Source organism: Brenneria izbisi (assembly GCF_025840185.1).
In the GTDB taxonomy this organism is placed as follows: Bacteria; Pseudomonadota; Gammaproteobacteria; order Enterobacterales; family Enterobacteriaceae; genus Brenneria; species Brenneria izbisi.
Genome location: NZ_JAMPJU010000002.1, coordinates 473,275 through 488,866 on the forward strand (window position 1 = coordinate 473,275; position 15,592 = coordinate 488,866).

The 15,592-nt window shown below is 53.8% G+C and carries 14 protein-coding genes; 9 read left to right on the forward strand and 5 right to left on the reverse strand.

The features are described from left to right. Window positions 1–273 precede the first annotated feature (273 nt). From copA to ybaK, 3 genes are all read left to right on the forward strand, one after another. Window positions 274–2,799: a copper-exporting P-type ATPase CopA gene (gene copA / locus NC856_RS04895; protein WP_264089302.1), complete on the forward strand. Its 2,526-nt coding sequence runs from the start codon at window positions 274–276 to the stop codon at window positions 2,797–2,799. 67 nt (window positions 2,800–2,866) lie between these two features. Continuing rightward, on the forward strand, window positions 2,867–3,670 hold the full coding sequence (locus NC856_RS04900) for a TraB/GumN family protein (RefSeq protein ID WP_264089373.1): 804 nt from the start codon (window positions 2,867–2,869) through the stop codon (window positions 3,668–3,670). A gap of 31 nt (window positions 3,671–3,701) precedes the next feature. Then, window positions 3,702–4,181, forward strand: a complete 480-nt coding sequence (gene ybaK / locus NC856_RS04905) for a Cys-tRNA(Pro)/Cys-tRNA(Cys) deacylase YbaK (RefSeq protein ID WP_264089303.1) — start codon at window positions 3,702–3,704, stop codon at window positions 4,179–4,181. Window positions 4,182–4,236: 55 nt separating this feature from the next. Here the strand turns inward: ybaK and NC856_RS04910 are convergent, their stop codons facing one another. The 5 genes from NC856_RS04910 to NC856_RS04930 all read right to left on the reverse strand — a co-directional run bounded on the left by NC856_RS04910 (window position 4,237) and on the right by NC856_RS04930 (window position 10,464). Beyond that, window positions 4,237–5,619 (reverse strand): glycoside hydrolase family 28 protein, encoded by a 1,383-nt coding sequence (locus NC856_RS04910; protein WP_264089304.1) that lies wholly within the window; start codon window positions 5,617–5,619, stop codon window positions 4,237–4,239. Between the two features lie 188 nt (window positions 5,620–5,807). After that, complete coding sequence (yjiA, locus tag NC856_RS04915; RefSeq protein ID WP_264089305.1) at window positions 5,808–6,770, reverse strand: GTPase; 963 nt, start codon at window positions 6,768–6,770, stop codon at window positions 5,808–5,810. A 16-nt stretch (window positions 6,771–6,786) separates the two neighbouring features. Then, complete coding sequence (locus NC856_RS04920) at window positions 6,787–6,990, reverse strand: YbdD/YjiX family protein (protein ID WP_109052933.1); 204 nt, start codon at window positions 6,988–6,990, stop codon at window positions 6,787–6,789. 146 nt (window positions 6,991–7,136) lie between these two features. Beyond that, the gene (locus tag NC856_RS04925; protein ID WP_264089306.1) at window positions 7,137–9,290 is read right to left on the reverse strand and encodes a carbon starvation CstA family protein; all 2,154 of its coding nucleotides are present in this window, start codon (window positions 9,288–9,290) and stop codon (window positions 7,137–7,139) included. A 259-nt stretch (window positions 9,291–9,549) separates the two neighbouring features. Continuing rightward, window positions 9,550–10,464: a LysR family transcriptional regulator gene (locus tag NC856_RS04930; protein ID WP_264089307.1), complete on the reverse strand. Its 915-nt coding sequence runs from the start codon at window positions 10,462–10,464 to the stop codon at window positions 9,550–9,552. 128 nt (window positions 10,465–10,592) lie between these two features. Between NC856_RS04930 and NC856_RS04935 the strand changes: the two genes are divergently transcribed. From NC856_RS04935 to NC856_RS04960, 6 genes are all read left to right on the forward strand, one after another. Beyond that, window positions 10,593–11,378: a 5-oxoprolinase subunit PxpA gene (locus NC856_RS04935; protein WP_264089308.1), complete on the forward strand. Its 786-nt coding sequence runs from the start codon at window positions 10,593–10,595 to the stop codon at window positions 11,376–11,378. 20 nt (window positions 11,379–11,398) lie between these two features. Continuing rightward, window positions 11,399–11,647, forward strand: a complete 249-nt coding sequence (locus tag NC856_RS04940; protein ID WP_264089309.1) for an acetyl-CoA carboxylase — start codon at window positions 11,399–11,401, stop codon at window positions 11,645–11,647. 33 nt (window positions 11,648–11,680) lie between these two features. Further along, on the forward strand, window positions 11,681–13,069 hold the full coding sequence (locus tag NC856_RS04945; RefSeq protein WP_264089310.1) for an acetyl-CoA carboxylase biotin carboxylase subunit: 1,389 nt from the start codon (window positions 11,681–11,683) through the stop codon (window positions 13,067–13,069). Window position 13,070: 1 nt separating this feature from the next. Further along, on the forward strand, window positions 13,071–13,952 hold the full coding sequence (locus NC856_RS04950) for a 5-oxoprolinase subunit B family protein (protein ID WP_264089311.1): 882 nt from the start codon (window positions 13,071–13,073) through the stop codon (window positions 13,950–13,952). After that, window positions 13,942–14,919, forward strand: a complete 978-nt coding sequence (locus NC856_RS04955) for a 5-oxoprolinase subunit C family protein (RefSeq protein ID WP_264089312.1) — start codon at window positions 13,942–13,944, stop codon at window positions 14,917–14,919. The genes NC856_RS04950 and NC856_RS04955 overlap by 11 nt, the downstream gene beginning before the upstream one ends. A 149-nt stretch (window positions 14,920–15,068) precedes the next feature. Then, complete coding sequence (locus NC856_RS04960) at window positions 15,069–15,326, forward strand: Panacea domain-containing protein (protein WP_264089313.1); 258 nt, start codon at window positions 15,069–15,071, stop codon at window positions 15,324–15,326. Window positions 15,327–15,592 lie beyond the last annotated feature (266 nt).

Genomic DNA, 15,592 nt, shown 5'->3' on the forward strand with positions numbered 1-15,592 from the left:
CGCGCGCGGCAATGCGATCATGTTCCCGCCCTTCATGATGAATTGAGTGGCGAAAGTGTGATGCAAAGCATACGGTGTCATTGTATGAATGCTGATTTTAATAAAACCTTGACCCTCCCCTTGATGGAAGGTTTAACCTGTTCAATAAGTCACAGACACCAAACAACAGGTCAAAGCTGCTTATTGTTTACAGCTTGCTCTTTTCTGCAACCGAAAAGAAAACAAGATGAATCCAGGCGTTAACCACGGCTGAACTCACAGGAGAAAACGATTATGTCGCACACCACCGTATTGTCATTGCAGGGACTCACCTGCGGACATTGTGTACAACGCGTAAAAACAACGCTGGAGGCGCTGCCCGCTGTCGAACAAGCCGAGGTCACGCTCGACAGCGCCACCGTCACCGGCGCGGCGGACGCTCAGACGCTTATTAACAGCATTGAGCAGGCCGGTTATCAGGCCAGCGTTGCGGAGTCCGCTCACCCAAAAACTGAGCCGCTGGCACAGGTAGCGATCACGTCGGAAGCGCTGCCAGCGGCCCAATCCCCTCTTCCGGCAAACCGCACCACGGATAACCAGAATGACGACACGGTGCAACTGCTGCTTCAGGGCATGAGTTGCGCCAGTTGCGTGAATCGCGTTCAGAATGCGTTGCAATGCGTTGCAGGCGTCACGCAGGCGCGAGTCAATCTGGCGGAACGTAGCGCGCTGGTCAGCGGACACGCTGCGCATGCTGCTTTGATTGCGGCGGTGGAACAGGCGGGCTACGGCGCGGAGATCATTCAGGATGAAGATAAACGGCGGGCGCGTCAGCAAGCAACGGCGCAGCAAACTATCCGCCGCTTCCAATGGCAAGCCGCGTTAGGACTGTTGTTAGGTATACCGCTGATGCTCTGGGGCGTGCTTGGCGGCAGCATGACCTTGACGCCGGAAAACCGCACGCCGTGGCTGGTGATTGGTCTGCTGACGCTGGCGGTGATGATTTTCGCCGGCGGCCATTTTTATCGCAATGCCTGGCGCAGCCTGAAAAACGGCGGCGCGACAATGGATACGCTGGTGGCGCTCGGCACTGGCGCAGCCTGGCTCTATTCCATTACCGTCAATCTATGGCCGGATGTGTTTCCTATGGCGGCACGGCATCTTTACTATGAAGCCAGCGCCATGATTATCGGTCTGATCAATCTCGGTCATGCGCTGGAACAGCGCGCCCGCCTGCGTTCTTCACACGCGCTGGAAAGGCTGCTGGATCTCACGCCGCCCACCGCCCGCGTGGTTACCCCGGATGGCGAAAAGATCCTTGCGCTGTCCGACGTACAAGCCGGTATGACGCTACGACTAACCACCGGCGATCGCATCCCGGTTGACGGCGAAATTCTGCAAGGGGAATTGTGGATCGATGAAGCTATGTTGACCGGCGAACCCCTCCCCCGGCAAAAAGCGCAAGGCGATGCGGTACACGCCGGTACGCTGGTACAGGATGGCAGCGCATTATTCCGGGCGGACGCTATCGGCAACCAGACCACGCTGTCACGCATTATCCGGCTGGTCAGACAGGCACAGAGCAGCAAACCCGCAATCGGCCAACTGGCGGATCGCATCTCCGCTGTGTTTGTGCCCGTGGTGGTCCTAATTGCCATCATCAGCGGCGTAATCTGGTATTTCGTCGGCCCCGCGCCGCAAATCGTTTACACATTGGTCATTGCCACCACAGTGCTGATCATTGCCTGTCCGTGCGCGCTGGGGCTGGCAACGCCGATGTCGATTATTTCCGGCGTCGGGCGCGCCGCGGAACTGGGCGTGCTGGTGCGGGATGCCGATGCGCTGCAACAGGCCAGCAAACTGGATGTTCTGGTATTCGATAAAACCGGCACGCTCACGGAAGGTCAGCCACGCGTCGTCGATATCCACACGTTTGGCGCGATAAGCGAGCAACAGGCGCTAATCTGGGCGGCATCGCTGGAACAAGGATCTAATCATCCGTTGGCTAAAGCGCTGGTCGAACGGGCCGATGGGTTGCCATTAGCCAGCGTTGAACAGTTCCGCACCTTGAGAGGACTGGGCGTCAGCGGAGAAATCGCACAGGTTCCGCTGTTGCTCGGCAATCCGGCGCTGCTGCAACAACGCCAGATTGATATAGAAACCGAAGAAGCCCTGATTAATGCGCAGGCGCGCCGCGGTATTACGCCCGTGCTGCTGGCGGCGGACGGTCATATTGTCGCGCTGTTTTCCATTCAGGATCCCATGCGTCAGGATAGCGTTACGGCGTTGCAACGTCTGCATCGGCAAGGTTACCAGTTGGTAATGCTGACGGGCGATAACCCGTTGACGGCAAACGCCATCGCCGAAGAAGCGGGGATCGATCAAGTGATCGCCGGCGTGCTGCCGGATGGTAAAGCCGATGCTATCAAACAACTGCAAGCACAGGGAAAGCGCGTTGCCATGATTGGCGACGGCATTAATGACGCCCCTGCGCTGGCGCAGGCCGACGTGGGGATCGCCATGGGCGGCGGCAGCGATATCGCTATCGAAACCGCGGCCATTACGCTGATGCGTCACAGCCTGCACGGTGTGGCCGATGCGCTGGCTCTTTCCCGCGCTACATTGAGCAACATGAAACAGAACCTGCTTGGGGCTTTTATCTATAACACGCTGGGTATTCCAATCGCGGCAGGCGTGCTCTATCCCCTTACCGGTACGCTACTAAGCCCGGTGATTGCTGGCGCGGCGATGGCATTGTCCTCCATTACCGTCGTCAGTAACGCCAACCGGTTGCTGCGCTTCAAACCCAAAGACCAGTAGATGAATCGCTTGTATTGTCTGCCGTCTGGCGTTTAGCATGGTTGCCTCACTTCTGGAGACCGGATTTATGGGGCAACTGCTGCGTAAAATAGCGACTTTTCTTGGGTTTATTTCGCCACTGACTTACGCCTATCCCGCGATTGATGTTCAACTCGCCAATCAACGCCAGTTTCATTTGGTTGGCAGTATCCATATGGGCAGCCTGGATATGGCGCCGTTACCCGACGAACTGCTGCAACAGCTACAGCATGCTACGGCCCTGATTGTCGAAGCCGATATTTCTGATATCGGCTCGCCTTTCAGACAGACTGAAACCGAGCTCCCGCTGTTACAGCGTCTGAGTCCGGCCAATTATCATCAGTTACGACAAATCTGCGCATCGCTGGCTGTCAGTGAAGACAGCATTGATATGCTTCCCGCCTGGCAGGTCGCCTTGATGTTACAGGCTTACCAGGCCCAGAAGCTGGGGCTCAGGCCTGATTACGGTATTGATTATCAACTAATTACGGCGGCAAAATCTCAGGGACTGCCCATCATTGAGCTTGAGGGGCAAGATACCCAAATCGCGTTGCTGAAACAGTTGCCGCAAGGCGGGCTGCGGTTACTGGAAGATACGATTAAGCACTGGCACATCAATGCCCGTCTGTTGCAAACCATGATTGGCTGGTGGCTGGAGCGCAAGCCCGGCAAACTTCCGCCTGACATGCCCGCCGCTTTCAGCAATGAGATGACCGATTTATTGATGAACCAGCGCAACCGTCGCTGGCAGCAGCAGCTTCAGGCGCTACCGCCCGGTAACTATGTGGTTGCCGTAGGCGCGCTGCATTTATATGGTGATGACAACCTACCAACATTACTACAGGCAAATTGAGCGCAATGTCGCCCGTAAGGACACTTAAACCATGACACCGGCAGTAAAACTACTTGAGAAAAACAACATCGCTTTTACATTGCACAGCTATCACCACGACAGTGAAGAAACCAACTTCGGTGAAGAAGCCGCCAAAAAACTGGGGCTAAATAAAGAGCAGGTTTATAAGACGCTACTGGTTTCACTAAATGGCGACGCTAAAAATCTGGCGGTGGCGGTAACGCCCGTCGCCGGCATGCTGGATTTAAAGAAAGTCGCCCGTGCGCTGTCGGCGAAAAAAGCGGATATGGCCGATCCGGTCATTGCACAGCGGGTTACAGGTTATCTCGTAGGCGGCATCAGTCCGTTGGGACAGAAAAAACGGTTGCCGACAGTGATTGATGAACCGGCCCGCCAGTTCCGCACTATTTATATTTCCGGCGGTAAACGCGGGCTGGATATCGAGTTGGCTGCCGATGATTTAGCACGGTTGCTGCGCGCCACCTTTGCCGATATCGCCAAACACGATTAAACCATCGAAAACAAGCGAATAGCAGAGCCGCGCCCTGCTATCGCGCCATTATCGATTATTGATCGACCTTCGCCCCTTTATCCAGCAGCATCGCCGGTCCTTGTTTCACATTCAGCGTCAACCCTTTGGTTTGCAATTCCGCGTTTCTCACGCGGATGCCTTTATCGGCATCAATACGCACATTATCAAAATGGAAACCGCTGAGCGGCGCTTCCGGTACGCCAATAATATAAGCGGCGGCTTTGCTTTTTCCGGTTGACGTCAGATTCTCGATCGTCACGTTACTGAAATGCGGCGTCTTATATTTATTAAAAGGTTGCTCAGGATCGCTATCCGGCGGATAAATTTGCTCACCCAGCGTGAAACCGCCCGCAGCCAGCATTTTATCTACCTCGGCCTGCACAATCGGCGCGGCTTTGTAATAACCGGCGAACACCAACGGCACCTCGACATCCACCATTTTGGTATTGCGGTAAGTGATGTTTTTCACTTCGCCGCCTTTGCCGCGCAAGGTTTTGATGCGAATACCGTACATCGAACCTTCAAATTGATTGTTTTCAACCAGCACGTTATTCACGCCGCCGGAAGTTTCGCTGCCGATGGAAATACCACGTCCCTGACGTAAAATGTTATTGGCGATATAAATATTATCCACCACCCCATCCGGGAAACGGCTGTCAGGTTTTTCTGCTTTGATCGCGATATGATCGTCGTTACAGTCGATGTAGTTATTGGTGATACGGATATTCTGGCTATCAATCGGATCGATAGCGTCGGTATTAGGCGCATGCCACGGCGACAGAATGCGGGTGCCGTTCACATCCACATCTCGCGCATAACGCATGACGACATGGAAGCTCGGCGAATTGGTCAGCGTAACGCCTTCCACCAGCACATTATTCGCGCGCGTAATATAAATCAGACGCGGACGATCGGTACCGCCCTTTTTTCCGGTCGCCCGGATATTGGCGCGCCAGCGTTCCCACCAAACGGCGCCCTGCCCATCAATGGTGCCTTCACCTGTGATAGCTACATTTTCAGCATCGGCGATACTGATAAAAGGAAGCCAGCCATTTTCCGCTTCAGCGTATCGGTTTTTTTCCGTCGCGCGGTAGGCGGCTTCTTCGGTAGAAGCGACGATGGTCGCATTTTTCGCCAGATCCAGCCGGATATTACTTTTCAGAAATAATGGATCGACCAGATAGTTCCCAGCAGGCACATACACCGTCCCGCCCCCCGCCGCCGCGCAATCATCAATGGCTTGTTGGAAAGACGCCGTATTCAATGCGATCTGTAAACGGTGACCTTGCGCGCCATACTGCGTAACGTCACACACTTTATCGGGAAATTTGACGGCACTAGCCGCCGTAGCGGAACCAGACTGGATACCAAGCGTGATACAGGAAGCCATTAATGACAATGCAACACTGCGGCGCATACTTAACCTCAATAAAAATGAAATTTTGTTTTAATAAAATAACACCATCATTCCATTAAAAAACAAAGGTCGATCACGCTTTAGCTGCATTCGCAATTATTACACTAAGGTAGCATTTTTATTATACGGTTAAATCAGGGAGAAAAATGAAAATCAGGCCGACCTGAAGGCAAGCCTGAGAAGATGATTCATGCCGTCAGCCGGGCAAAGGCTTCGCGGATCTCCTGCTCAGGCAGATCCAGTCCGATGAAAACCAATACGCTTTGCCGGACCTCATCAGCTTGCCATTCTCTGTCCCAGTCGGCGCTATACAAACGCTGAACCCCCTGAAACAATAGACGACGGGTATCATCCTTAATCGCCAGAATGCCTTTATAACGCAACAGATTATCGGAAAACTGTAGCAACAGGTTTTCCATCACATCCGATACCGCAGACAATTCAACCGGTTGATCCAGGCTGACCACAATTGATTGAACGTTGTTTTGAGCAGGCGCGATAAAGCGAAACACCGGCGTTTTTACCGCCAGCCTGTCGTTGAGGATAAAACCGTCGATATTGAACAGCACGCTCAAATCAATTTCGCCGTGTATCACCGGGTAAATCGGCGCTCTGGCGTTGATACGCTGAAGACGCTGCATCAACGCGTCGTCTTCGCCCGCCACATCGGTTTTGGTTAACAGTATACGATCGGCATAGCCAATCTGCGACTGAGCGATAGTGAATTGATCAAGCTGTTGCTGAGCATGTACCGCATCCACCAGCGTGATGATGCCGTCCAGCACAAAGCGCTCGCAGATCACCTCATGGGAGAAGAATGTCTGCGCCACCGGGCCGGGATCGGCCATGCCGGTACATTCAATAATGACGTGATCGAAATTCAAGGTGCCATTATCCACGCCATCGAGCAAATCAAGCAGCGCATCCGCCAATTCATTGGATTGCGTACAACAAATACAGCCGTTGCTCAGCGTCGTGATCTGACTCGCCCGTTCGCCAATCAGCACGTTGTCGATCGGCACTTCGCCGAATTCATTTTCAATCACCGCAATGTTATAGCCGTGATCGGCGTTCAGAATGTGTCGTAATAAAGTAGTTTTGCCCGCGCCCAGAAAGCCGGTCAGAATGGTGACATAAAGTGGTTGAGTCATAACAGGTTCCGATTCCTTAACAGCAACGCATACCGCCTTTGCCATCGCCGCCGTAACGCGCCTGCTGGCGCTCGCGGAAAAATTCTTCGTAAGTCATCATCGGTTTATCAGGATGATTGGTCTGCATATGCTGAACATAGGTGTCATAGTCCGGCATACCCACCAGCATTCGCGCCGCCTGGCCCAAATACTTTCCCGCCTTTCCCAGATTACCAAACATCATTACCTCCGAACGGCCACCCGCGACGGCCACGATATAAAAATACCCCGTATAACGTTTATACATTATACAGGGTAGGCATACCCGTCATCTTTTGCGATCCGGCCATGTTAGCCGTCTCGCAAAATCCGACGGGTCGGCAACGCTTAGTGGCCGGAAGAAACCTTCACGCCGCCTTCAGGAACCGGGACATACGGTGTTTCCTGATCGGTGCGCTTATCGATCTTACGGGCTTCCAGCGCCGCTTTGATGCCGTAAGCAATAATGCTGTATACCACAATCAGGAACAGGATGCTCAAACCGGCGTTGGTATAGTTGTTGGTGACAATATGGTTCATGTTGGCAATCTGCTGCGCGCTCAAGTCCGCGCCGCCTTCGGCAATCTTGCCTTTGAACATGTTGGCCATATAGAAGAAGCCTTCCAACTGCGGATTATCGCTGAACAGTTTCAGACCCAGCGCCCAGGTGGTGCAAATCAGCAACCAGATAGCCGGCAGCAGCGTCACCCAGATGTACTGCGTGCGTTTCATCTTGATCAGGATCACCGTTCCCAGCACCAGCGCCACCGCAGCCAGCATCTGGTTGGAGATACCGAACAGCGGCCACAGACTCTTCACGCCGCCCAGCGGATCCACGACGCCCTGATACAGCAAGTAACCCCACAGTCCGACGCAGCCCGCCGTACCGATCATACCCGCCACCAGAGAATCGGTTTTCTTCAGGAACGGCACGAAGTTGCCCAGCAGATCCTGCAACATAAAGCGACCGGCGCGCGTTCCCGCATCCAGCGCGGTCAGGATGAACAGCGCCTCAAACAGAATACCGAAGTGATACCAGAAGCCCATGTCCGCGCCAGGAATGATCTGGTGGAATACGTAAGCGATGCCTACCGCCAACGTCGGTGCGCCGCCTGCACGGTTGAGGACGGAAGGTTCCCCGATATCTTTCGCCGTTTGCAGGATCTGATCAGGTGAGATCACGAAGCCCCAGGAACTCACTACCGCTGCGGCCTGTGCCGATACGTCCTGCAACTGGGCCAGGATCATCGGCGCGTCAGCCGTACCCAGTCTGTGCAGATCAGGCATGGTAATACCCAGCGCCGCAGGCGGGGTATTCATCGCAAAATACAGGCCGGGTTCGATAATGGAAGCCGCAACCAGCGCCATTACCGCCACGAACGATTCCATCAGCATCGCGCCGTAACCAATGAAACGCGCATCCATTTCGTTAGCCAGCAATTTAGGGGTGGTGCCGGAAGAGATCAGCGCGTGGAAGCCGGATACCGCACCACAGGCAATCGTAATAAACAGGAACGGGAACAGCGTACCTTTCCATACCGGACCGGTGCCATCCACAAATTGCGTCACCGCGGGCATTTTCAGATCTGGGTTCAGGATCACGATGCCGATCGCCAGACCGACAATCACGCCGATTTTCAGGAACGTCGCCAGGTAGTCACGCGGCGCCAGAATCAACCATACCGGCAGCAATGCGGAGATAAATGCATAGCCGATCAGCGTGAAGGTGATAGTGGTGTCTTTAAAGGTCAACGCCGGCCCCCAGAACGGGTCGTGCGCCACAATACCGCCAAACCAGATGGACAATACCAGCAACACGATACCGATCACCGATACCTCGCCCACGCGACCGGGGCGGATATAACGCATGTAGATCCCCATAAACAGGGCAATCGGCACGGTAGAACAGACGGTGAACACGCCCCACGGACTTTCCGCCAGCGCTTTTACCACAATCAACGCCAGCACCGCCAAAATGATAATCATGATCAGGAAACAGCCGAACAAGGCGATGGTGCCTGGCACCGGTCCCAGTTCTTTCTTAACCATTTCACCCAGCGACGCGCCGTTACGACGCGTGGACAGGAACAGCACCATGAAATCCTGTACCGCGCCCGCCAGCACCACGCCGCCCAGCAACCAAAGCGTACCCGGCAGGTAGCCGATCTGCGCCGCCAGAACCGGCCCAACCAGCGGACCGGCGCCGGCGATAGCCGCGAAGTGGTGCCCAAACAACACATTACGGTTGGTCGGCACATAGTTGAGGCCGTCGTTATTCACCACCGCCGGCGTCGCCCTGGTCGCATCCAGCCTCATGACCTTCTGCGCGATATACAGACTGTAGTATCGATAGGCCACCAGATAAACGGCGACGGAAGCGACAATAATCCATAATGCACTGACATGCTCGCCGCGGCGCAGTGCGACCACGCCGAGGCAGGCAGCCCCGATGATCCCCAGGATCATCCAGGGGATGTGTTTAAGAAAGGTACTGCTCTTCATAAGACATCCTTCAATTTCAAATTGTAATTGTTTGATTTTGCTAACGATAGAAAAGTAAACCCTGGTAACGCTTTAATACGGCAATGCAGGTTGCCGCGGACTTCGGATAAGGAAAATAATGACGGCACATTACGGTATCGCGCGTGCGTGCGCGGCGGGTATTTGGTTAGGCGGCAGAATAACGCGCTAAGCGGTTGGAATCGCCCGGTGAGTGGTTAGCGGAAAATGTCATGCAAACGCGGTGACGGCAATACCGGCGTCAGCGCCGTGAAATGTTCAGTTGGGGAGTCAGAAACGCATTGCGGAAATACTCACGGAAGGCCTGCATTGCCGGGGTAAACGCCGCATCACGGTGCCAGGCCAGCCCGACGCACATCGGATGTACGACATCTTTCAAGGCGCGGGTTTCGATACGCCGTCCTTCCAGTGACCACGGCCGGTAAACCAGATCCGATAAAATCGCCACGCCCAGTCCGTTCGCCACCATGCTGCGCACCGCCTCCACCGAACTGGTGCGTAGCATGGCGCGAGGCCGATGTCCGCTCAAATCCCAATAGCGCATGGCGCTGTGATCCGCTTCATCAACCGTGAGCATAATAAAGGGCTCTTTCTCAACATCCGCCAGACTCACTTCCGACTTTTCGCACAGCGGATGACGGCTCGGCAGCCATAAACGTCGTTCGGAATTAAACAGCTTCTCTGCGACAATTTCCGGGTGAGTCAGGTTGTCCGTCAATACCAGCGAGATATCAAAGGCGCGATCGATCAGCCCTTGTTCAATATCGCTACGCTCACGTTCATTGAGATTGATGGTGATGTGCGGAAAACCGTAGGACAGGCGTTGCAGGTGAAACGGCAGAAAATAGCCCATTACCGTGTAACTCGCCGCCACATTCAATGCGCCGTTGATCCGGTTATCCGTGAGCGGCATCATCATCGCATCATCAACGCTGCGCAGAATGGAATAGGCGTGATTGAGAAAATAGCTGCCGTTTTCGGTCAACGTCATACCGTGAACCGAACGCAGAAACAACGGTTTCCCCAACATGTTTTCCAGTTCCTGAATCGCCGTGGTCACCGCCGATTGTGAAATATTCAAATGAATGGCGGCCTGAGATATTTGCCCCATTTCAGCGGTGGCCACGAAATACCGGACTTGACGTAATGTAATCATATCTTTCTCTTATTTGTTGCAACGTTCTGTTTTTCAGATATTCAGCTATCTAAAAATACGTCTTTCCGAATGGAAAAAACTCACTCTATATTATTTTTAAACAAAGCCATCACAAATAAGAAATAATTATGAAATATGAAATCGATCTGAATTCCGATATGGGTGAGAATTTCGGGCCATGGGCGATAGGCGATAACATCGATAAAGAAATGATGTCTTATATAAGTTCCGCGAATATCGCCACCGGTTTTCATGCCGGCGATCCCAATACCATGAACCAGACTATTGAATGGGCGAAATATCATGGCGTAGCGATTGGCGCGCACCCTGGTTTTCGTGATTTAGTGGGGTTCGGCAGGCGGCACATTAATATTCAGCCGCAAGAGATCATCAATGACATTATTTATCAATTAGGCGCATTGCGTGAATTCGCCACCCTGCATCAATTACCGCTGCAACATATCAAACCGCACGGCGCGTTGTATATGCATCTGGCACGGGATCAGTCCGCCGCGCAGTTATTTGTACAAACGCTACATACGCTGGCCCCCGATTTATTGCTGTACTGCATGCATGGCTCCCACGTCTGGCAAGCGGCGCAAAAACTACAACATCCGGTGGTTTGCGAGTTTTATGGCGACCGGGATTATGACCGCAGCGGATCGATTGTGTTTGTTCGCCAGGTTGGTCAACTCGACCCCGAAAAAGTGGCGCAGAAAGTATTACGCGCTTGTCGGGAGGGAAAAGTCCGCACCGTTGAAGGCGACGACATTACCGTGGCGTTTGATTCGGTCTGTATACACAGCGATACGCCAGGGGCGCTGGCATTAATTAAAGCCACACGCGAACAACTTGATGATGCGGATATTAATGTTATCCCGCCTGCCAGAATAATTTCTTATCCCAAAGATTAATTACTCAAGGAGCGTTTTAGATGAAAGACTATGAGGTATGTTCTCCTTTACCCGGTATTTTTTATCGGCAACCCGCACCGGATGCAGCCGCGTTTATTGAGGAAAACGATATTGTTACTGAAAATACCGTTATTGGGTTAATTGAAGTCATGAAGCAATTCACCGAAGTTTATGCGGAACAGGCCGGACAATTAATTTCTTTTCACATCAATAACGGCGATGCTGTCGAACCAGGGCAAGTCATCGCCATCATAAAAGCGCCGACATAAATACAACAATAACGTTTTTCTGAGGAGGGAGAGATGAAAAGAGCAATAACAAAACTACTTATCGCCAATCGTGGTGAAATCGCCGTTCGTATCATCCATGCAGCCAAAAGTCTGGGGATCCCGACGGTTGCGGCATGCAGTGAGGCGGATACGGATTCTCTGCCCGCCCGTCTTGCTGATGAAATCTCTATTCTTGGTCCGGCCCGCGCCGATCAAAGTTATCTGAATGTTGATGCGCTACTCCAGGGAGCCAAATACTGCGGCGCCGACGCGATTCATCCGGGATACGGTTTTCTGTCTGAAAATGCCGACTTTGCACAGGCGGTCGAGCAGGCCGGCTTGATGTTTATCGGCCCGACGGCGCAAACCATCCGCATGATGGGAGACAAAGCGGTTGCCAGACGCACCGCGCGAGCGGCTGGCGTTCCCGTGGTGCCGGGCTCCGCCGCCGCGCTGAGTAATATTGATGAGGCTCGGCGTTGCGCCGAAGAGATTGGTTATCCACTGTTGATTAAAGCGACGGCTGGCGGCGGTGGCCGCGGCATCCGCGTTGTCGCCAATGAAACGGAACTGGCGCGTGATTTCCCCATCGCGCAAAACGAGTCCAACGCCGCATTTGGTTGCGGCGATGTCTATCTGGAACGTTTTATTCAACATGCCCGCCACATTGAGGTACAAATACTGGGCGACGGCGAGCAGGTCGTACATCTGTATGAGCGCGAGTGCTCGCTGCAACGTCGGCGTCAGAAGATATTTGAGGAAGCGCCATCGCCAGCCCTTTCTCCCACGCAGCGCGACGCCATTTGCCAGAGCGCGCTGCAACTGGCGCAGCAGCTAGGCTATCGCGGGGCGGGTACGCTGGAATACCTGTTTGACGCGGATACCGGCCAATTCTACTTTATTGAAATGAATACCCGCATTCAGGTCGAGCATCCGGTAACGGAGATGGTCACCGGCGTCGATTTGGTGCAATGGATGCTGCGCATCGCACAAGGCGAAAAGCTCACGCTGCGTCAGCAAGATATTGCGCTCAGCGGCAACGCCTGCGAGATGCGCATCAATGCCGAAGATCCGGCGCGTAACTTTTTCCCTTGTCCCGGCGTGGTCGACAAACTGGTGTGGCCGCAGGGCGAGGGGATCCGTATTGATAGCCATCTGTTCAGCGGCTATCGTATCCCGCCCTATTACGATTCCCTGCTGGCGAAACTGGTGGTGCACGGCCACGATCGCCAACACATGCTGGCGCGAGCCGAGCAAGCCTTACACCAGTTGCGTCTGACCGGCATCACCACCACCCAATCGCTACATCAGTGGCTAATCGCGGACCCGCGACTGCAAGCTGGCGAGTTTGATACCACGACGCTGGAAAATTGGCTGCAAGAACGCACGCAAACCAAAACACCGCTTTGTCGGGAGGCCTGATATGGAAAACTCTGCCATTCGTTACAGTTTTGGCGGTGATGAACATCTTTTCGCCGAAATTGATGAAGCTATGTCGCTGACCGCCTTCTTTCGCGGCCTGGCCATTACCCACGCGGTTGAGCAACAAGCGATCCCCGGCATTCTGGACATCTGCCTGGCTAATGCATCGTTTCAGATCCGCTTTAATCCCGATATCGTTGCGCCGCAAGCTCTGCTCGCAGCCGTGCAACTGGCGGAAAGCCAGGCGCAGAGCGTCAATCGACTTGAGACGCGCATCATTGAAATCCCGGTGCTATACAACGATCCGTGGACGCGGGAAACGCTGATGCGCTTTCGTGATCGCCATCAGGATCCCGATGCGACCGATCTGGAATACGCCGCCAGCATCAATGGGTATCAGGATATCGCCGAATTTATTGCGGCGCACAGCGGAACGCCGTGGTTTGTATCAATGGTCGGCTTTGTCGCCGGTTTACCGTTCATGTTCCAGATGGCCGGGCAGGAAAAACAGATTCAGGTTCCCAAATATCTGCGCCCGCGCACCGATACGCCGCGCCTGTCGCTGGGGCATGGCGGGTGTTTCGGCTGTATCTATTCGGTGCGCGGCGCGGGCGGTTACCAGCTATTTGGCGTCACGCCCGCCCCTATCTATGATCCGCAACAGCGTCTGGACTATCTTCAGGAATCGCTGGTGTTTTTCCGTACCGGCGACATCGTGCAGTTTAAACCCATCGATCAGCAACGCTATGAGCGCGATATCCAGGCGGTTGAGGCTGGAACCTTTGATCTGCGTATCCGGCCCGTGACATTCGAACTGGATAAATTTGTCGCCGATCCCAACGGTTATAAACACTATCTACAGGAGGTGCTCTATGCGGATTAATGTCCTCAAACCCGGACTGGCGACCTCCGTGCAGGATACGGGACGCGAAGGCTATTACCATCTCGGCATCCCCCCTTCCGGCGGCCTGGATCAATATTCTTTGCGTATGGCGAATCTGCTGGTAGGCAACCCTCAATCAGCCGCGGTGCTTGAAATTACATTACTGGGGCCGGAACTGGAATTCACGGATGAAGGATGGGTAGCGCTCTGCGGCGCGAGCATGAAACCGCAACTGGATGGGATGGAAATGCCCATGCATACCGCTTTCAGCGTCAAGGCCGGACAGGTTCTGCGTTTTGGTTATGCCGCTGCGGGTTGCCGCAGTTATCTGGCCGTGGCCGGCGGTATTGACGTACCTGCCGCATTGGGCAGCCGTTCCACTTATACCTTGGGCGCGCTGGGCGGCCATCAGGGGCGGCGGCTGGAAGCGAATGATGTGCTGCCGATCGGGATACCGGGCGCGACGGTTAAACCGGGGATCAGCATCCCTGCTGATTATCTGCCGACGCTCGGCAAGGCGGTGTCGTTGCGCATGGTGCCTGGCTTGTACATTCATCGTCTGACCCCGGACGCAATGGAACAATTTTTTGCCGATAGCTGGTCAGTGGGAACGGAGGCGGACCGTATCGGCTACCGGCTGAAAGGCGGCCATCCGCTGGCTTTCCAGCCGCGCACGCCGCCGTTTGGCGCGGGCTCAGACCCCTCCAATATCGTGGATGCCTGCTATCCGATTGGTTCGATACAGGTTCCCGGCGGACTGGAACCGATTGTCCTGTTGCGGGATGCGGTATCCGGCGGCGGTTATATGACGTTGGGAACGGTGATCAGCGCCGATTTGGATATCATCGGGCAGTTGCAGCCCAATTATCGCGTGCGTTTTATGCCAATCTCACTGGAAGAAGCGCTGGAAGCGCGACGGCAATATCGTCAACGGCTGGAGGGGCTTGAACAACTGTTTGCGAATTAAATCCGCACATGCTGAACGCCTGTACCCGTAGACGATTCTGCCCTTTATTTGCATAAAGCCTATCGCACACAGGGTTAATTCACTACAACATTGCGTCTACTCATAATGTATACACAATGACCTGTTTGGTTATTGTTTGAAGGTTGAATATGTTCAGCGAAAATAAAACAGCGCAAATGGCTGGTTACCTGCTGCTCAAGCGCGGTGGGCGTATGGCATACATCAATCTCATGAAATTGTTGTACTTGGCTGATCGTGAGTACTTGCTGACATACGGCGACTCAATGACTGGCGAGCGTGCGGTGTCCATGGATAATGGGCCTATACTCTCGCACTCATTGAAAGAATGCGTGAACGCCAAACTATTCAGGAAGTTAGTAAAAAATTATCATGATCCTATGGGATAAACGGATGTGATTGCATCTTAGTCGTCAATATAACGACGATATACCCGCCCCCCGTTCACCATGATCCCGCATGCATTTTACGGTCTGGAGATCATGATTTTATTCGACATGATCGTTACGTTTATTATGCAGATGCAATTATTTGGAAAGTTCCAAATGTCATTTCTCGGCAACAAAGTGGTGAGCTAATACCACGAGCAGACATGTCAGAAGCCACCTTCCGGCGCGTACTTGACGGCTTTGCTCTATCGGATTTCACCCAACCC

What these genes read in the sequence shown, in the direction of transcription:
- yjiA (WP_264089305.1), bottom strand. Translation starts at nt 6,770, where the DNA reads ATGACTCAACCACTTTATGTCACCATTCTGACCGGCTTTCTGGGCGCG.
- NC856_RS04900 (WP_264089373.1), top strand. Translation starts at nt 2,867, where the DNA reads ATGGGGCAACTGCTGCGTAAAATAGCGACTTTTCTTGGGTTTATTTCG.
- NC856_RS04935 (WP_264089308.1), top strand. Translation starts at nt 10,593, where the DNA reads ATGAAATATGAAATCGATCTGAATTCCGATATGGGTGAGAATTTCGGG.
- NC856_RS04960 (WP_264089313.1), top strand. Translation starts at nt 15,069, where the DNA reads ATGTTCAGCGAAAATAAAACAGCGCAAATGGCTGGTTACCTGCTGCTC.
- NC856_RS04945 (WP_264089310.1), top strand. Translation starts at nt 11,681, where the DNA reads ATGAAAAGAGCAATAACAAAACTACTTATCGCCAATCGTGGTGAAATC.
- NC856_RS04930 (WP_264089307.1), bottom strand. Translation starts at nt 10,464, where the DNA reads ATGATTACATTACGTCAAGTCCGGTATTTCGTGGCCACCGCTGAAATG.
- NC856_RS04910 (WP_264089304.1), bottom strand. Translation starts at nt 5,619, where the DNA reads ATGCGCCGCAGTGTTGCATTGTCATTAATGGCTTCCTGTATCACGCTT.
- NC856_RS04925 (WP_264089306.1), bottom strand. Translation starts at nt 9,290, where the DNA reads ATGAAGAGCAGTACCTTTCTTAAACACATCCCCTGGATGATCCTGGGG.
- NC856_RS04940 (WP_264089309.1), top strand. Translation starts at nt 11,399, where the DNA reads ATGAAAGACTATGAGGTATGTTCTCCTTTACCCGGTATTTTTTATCGG.
- NC856_RS04920 (WP_109052933.1), bottom strand. Translation starts at nt 6,990, where the DNA reads ATGTTTGGTAATCTGGGAAAGGCGGGAAAGTATTTGGGCCAGGCGGCG.
- copA (WP_264089302.1), top strand. Translation starts at nt 274, where the DNA reads ATGTCGCACACCACCGTATTGTCATTGCAGGGACTCACCTGCGGACAT.
- NC856_RS04955 (WP_264089312.1), top strand. Translation starts at nt 13,942, where the DNA reads ATGCGGATTAATGTCCTCAAACCCGGACTGGCGACCTCCGTGCAGGAT.
- NC856_RS04950 (WP_264089311.1), top strand. Translation starts at nt 13,071, where the DNA reads ATGGAAAACTCTGCCATTCGTTACAGTTTTGGCGGTGATGAACATCTT.
- ybaK (WP_264089303.1), top strand. Translation starts at nt 3,702, where the DNA reads ATGACACCGGCAGTAAAACTACTTGAGAAAAACAACATCGCTTTTACA.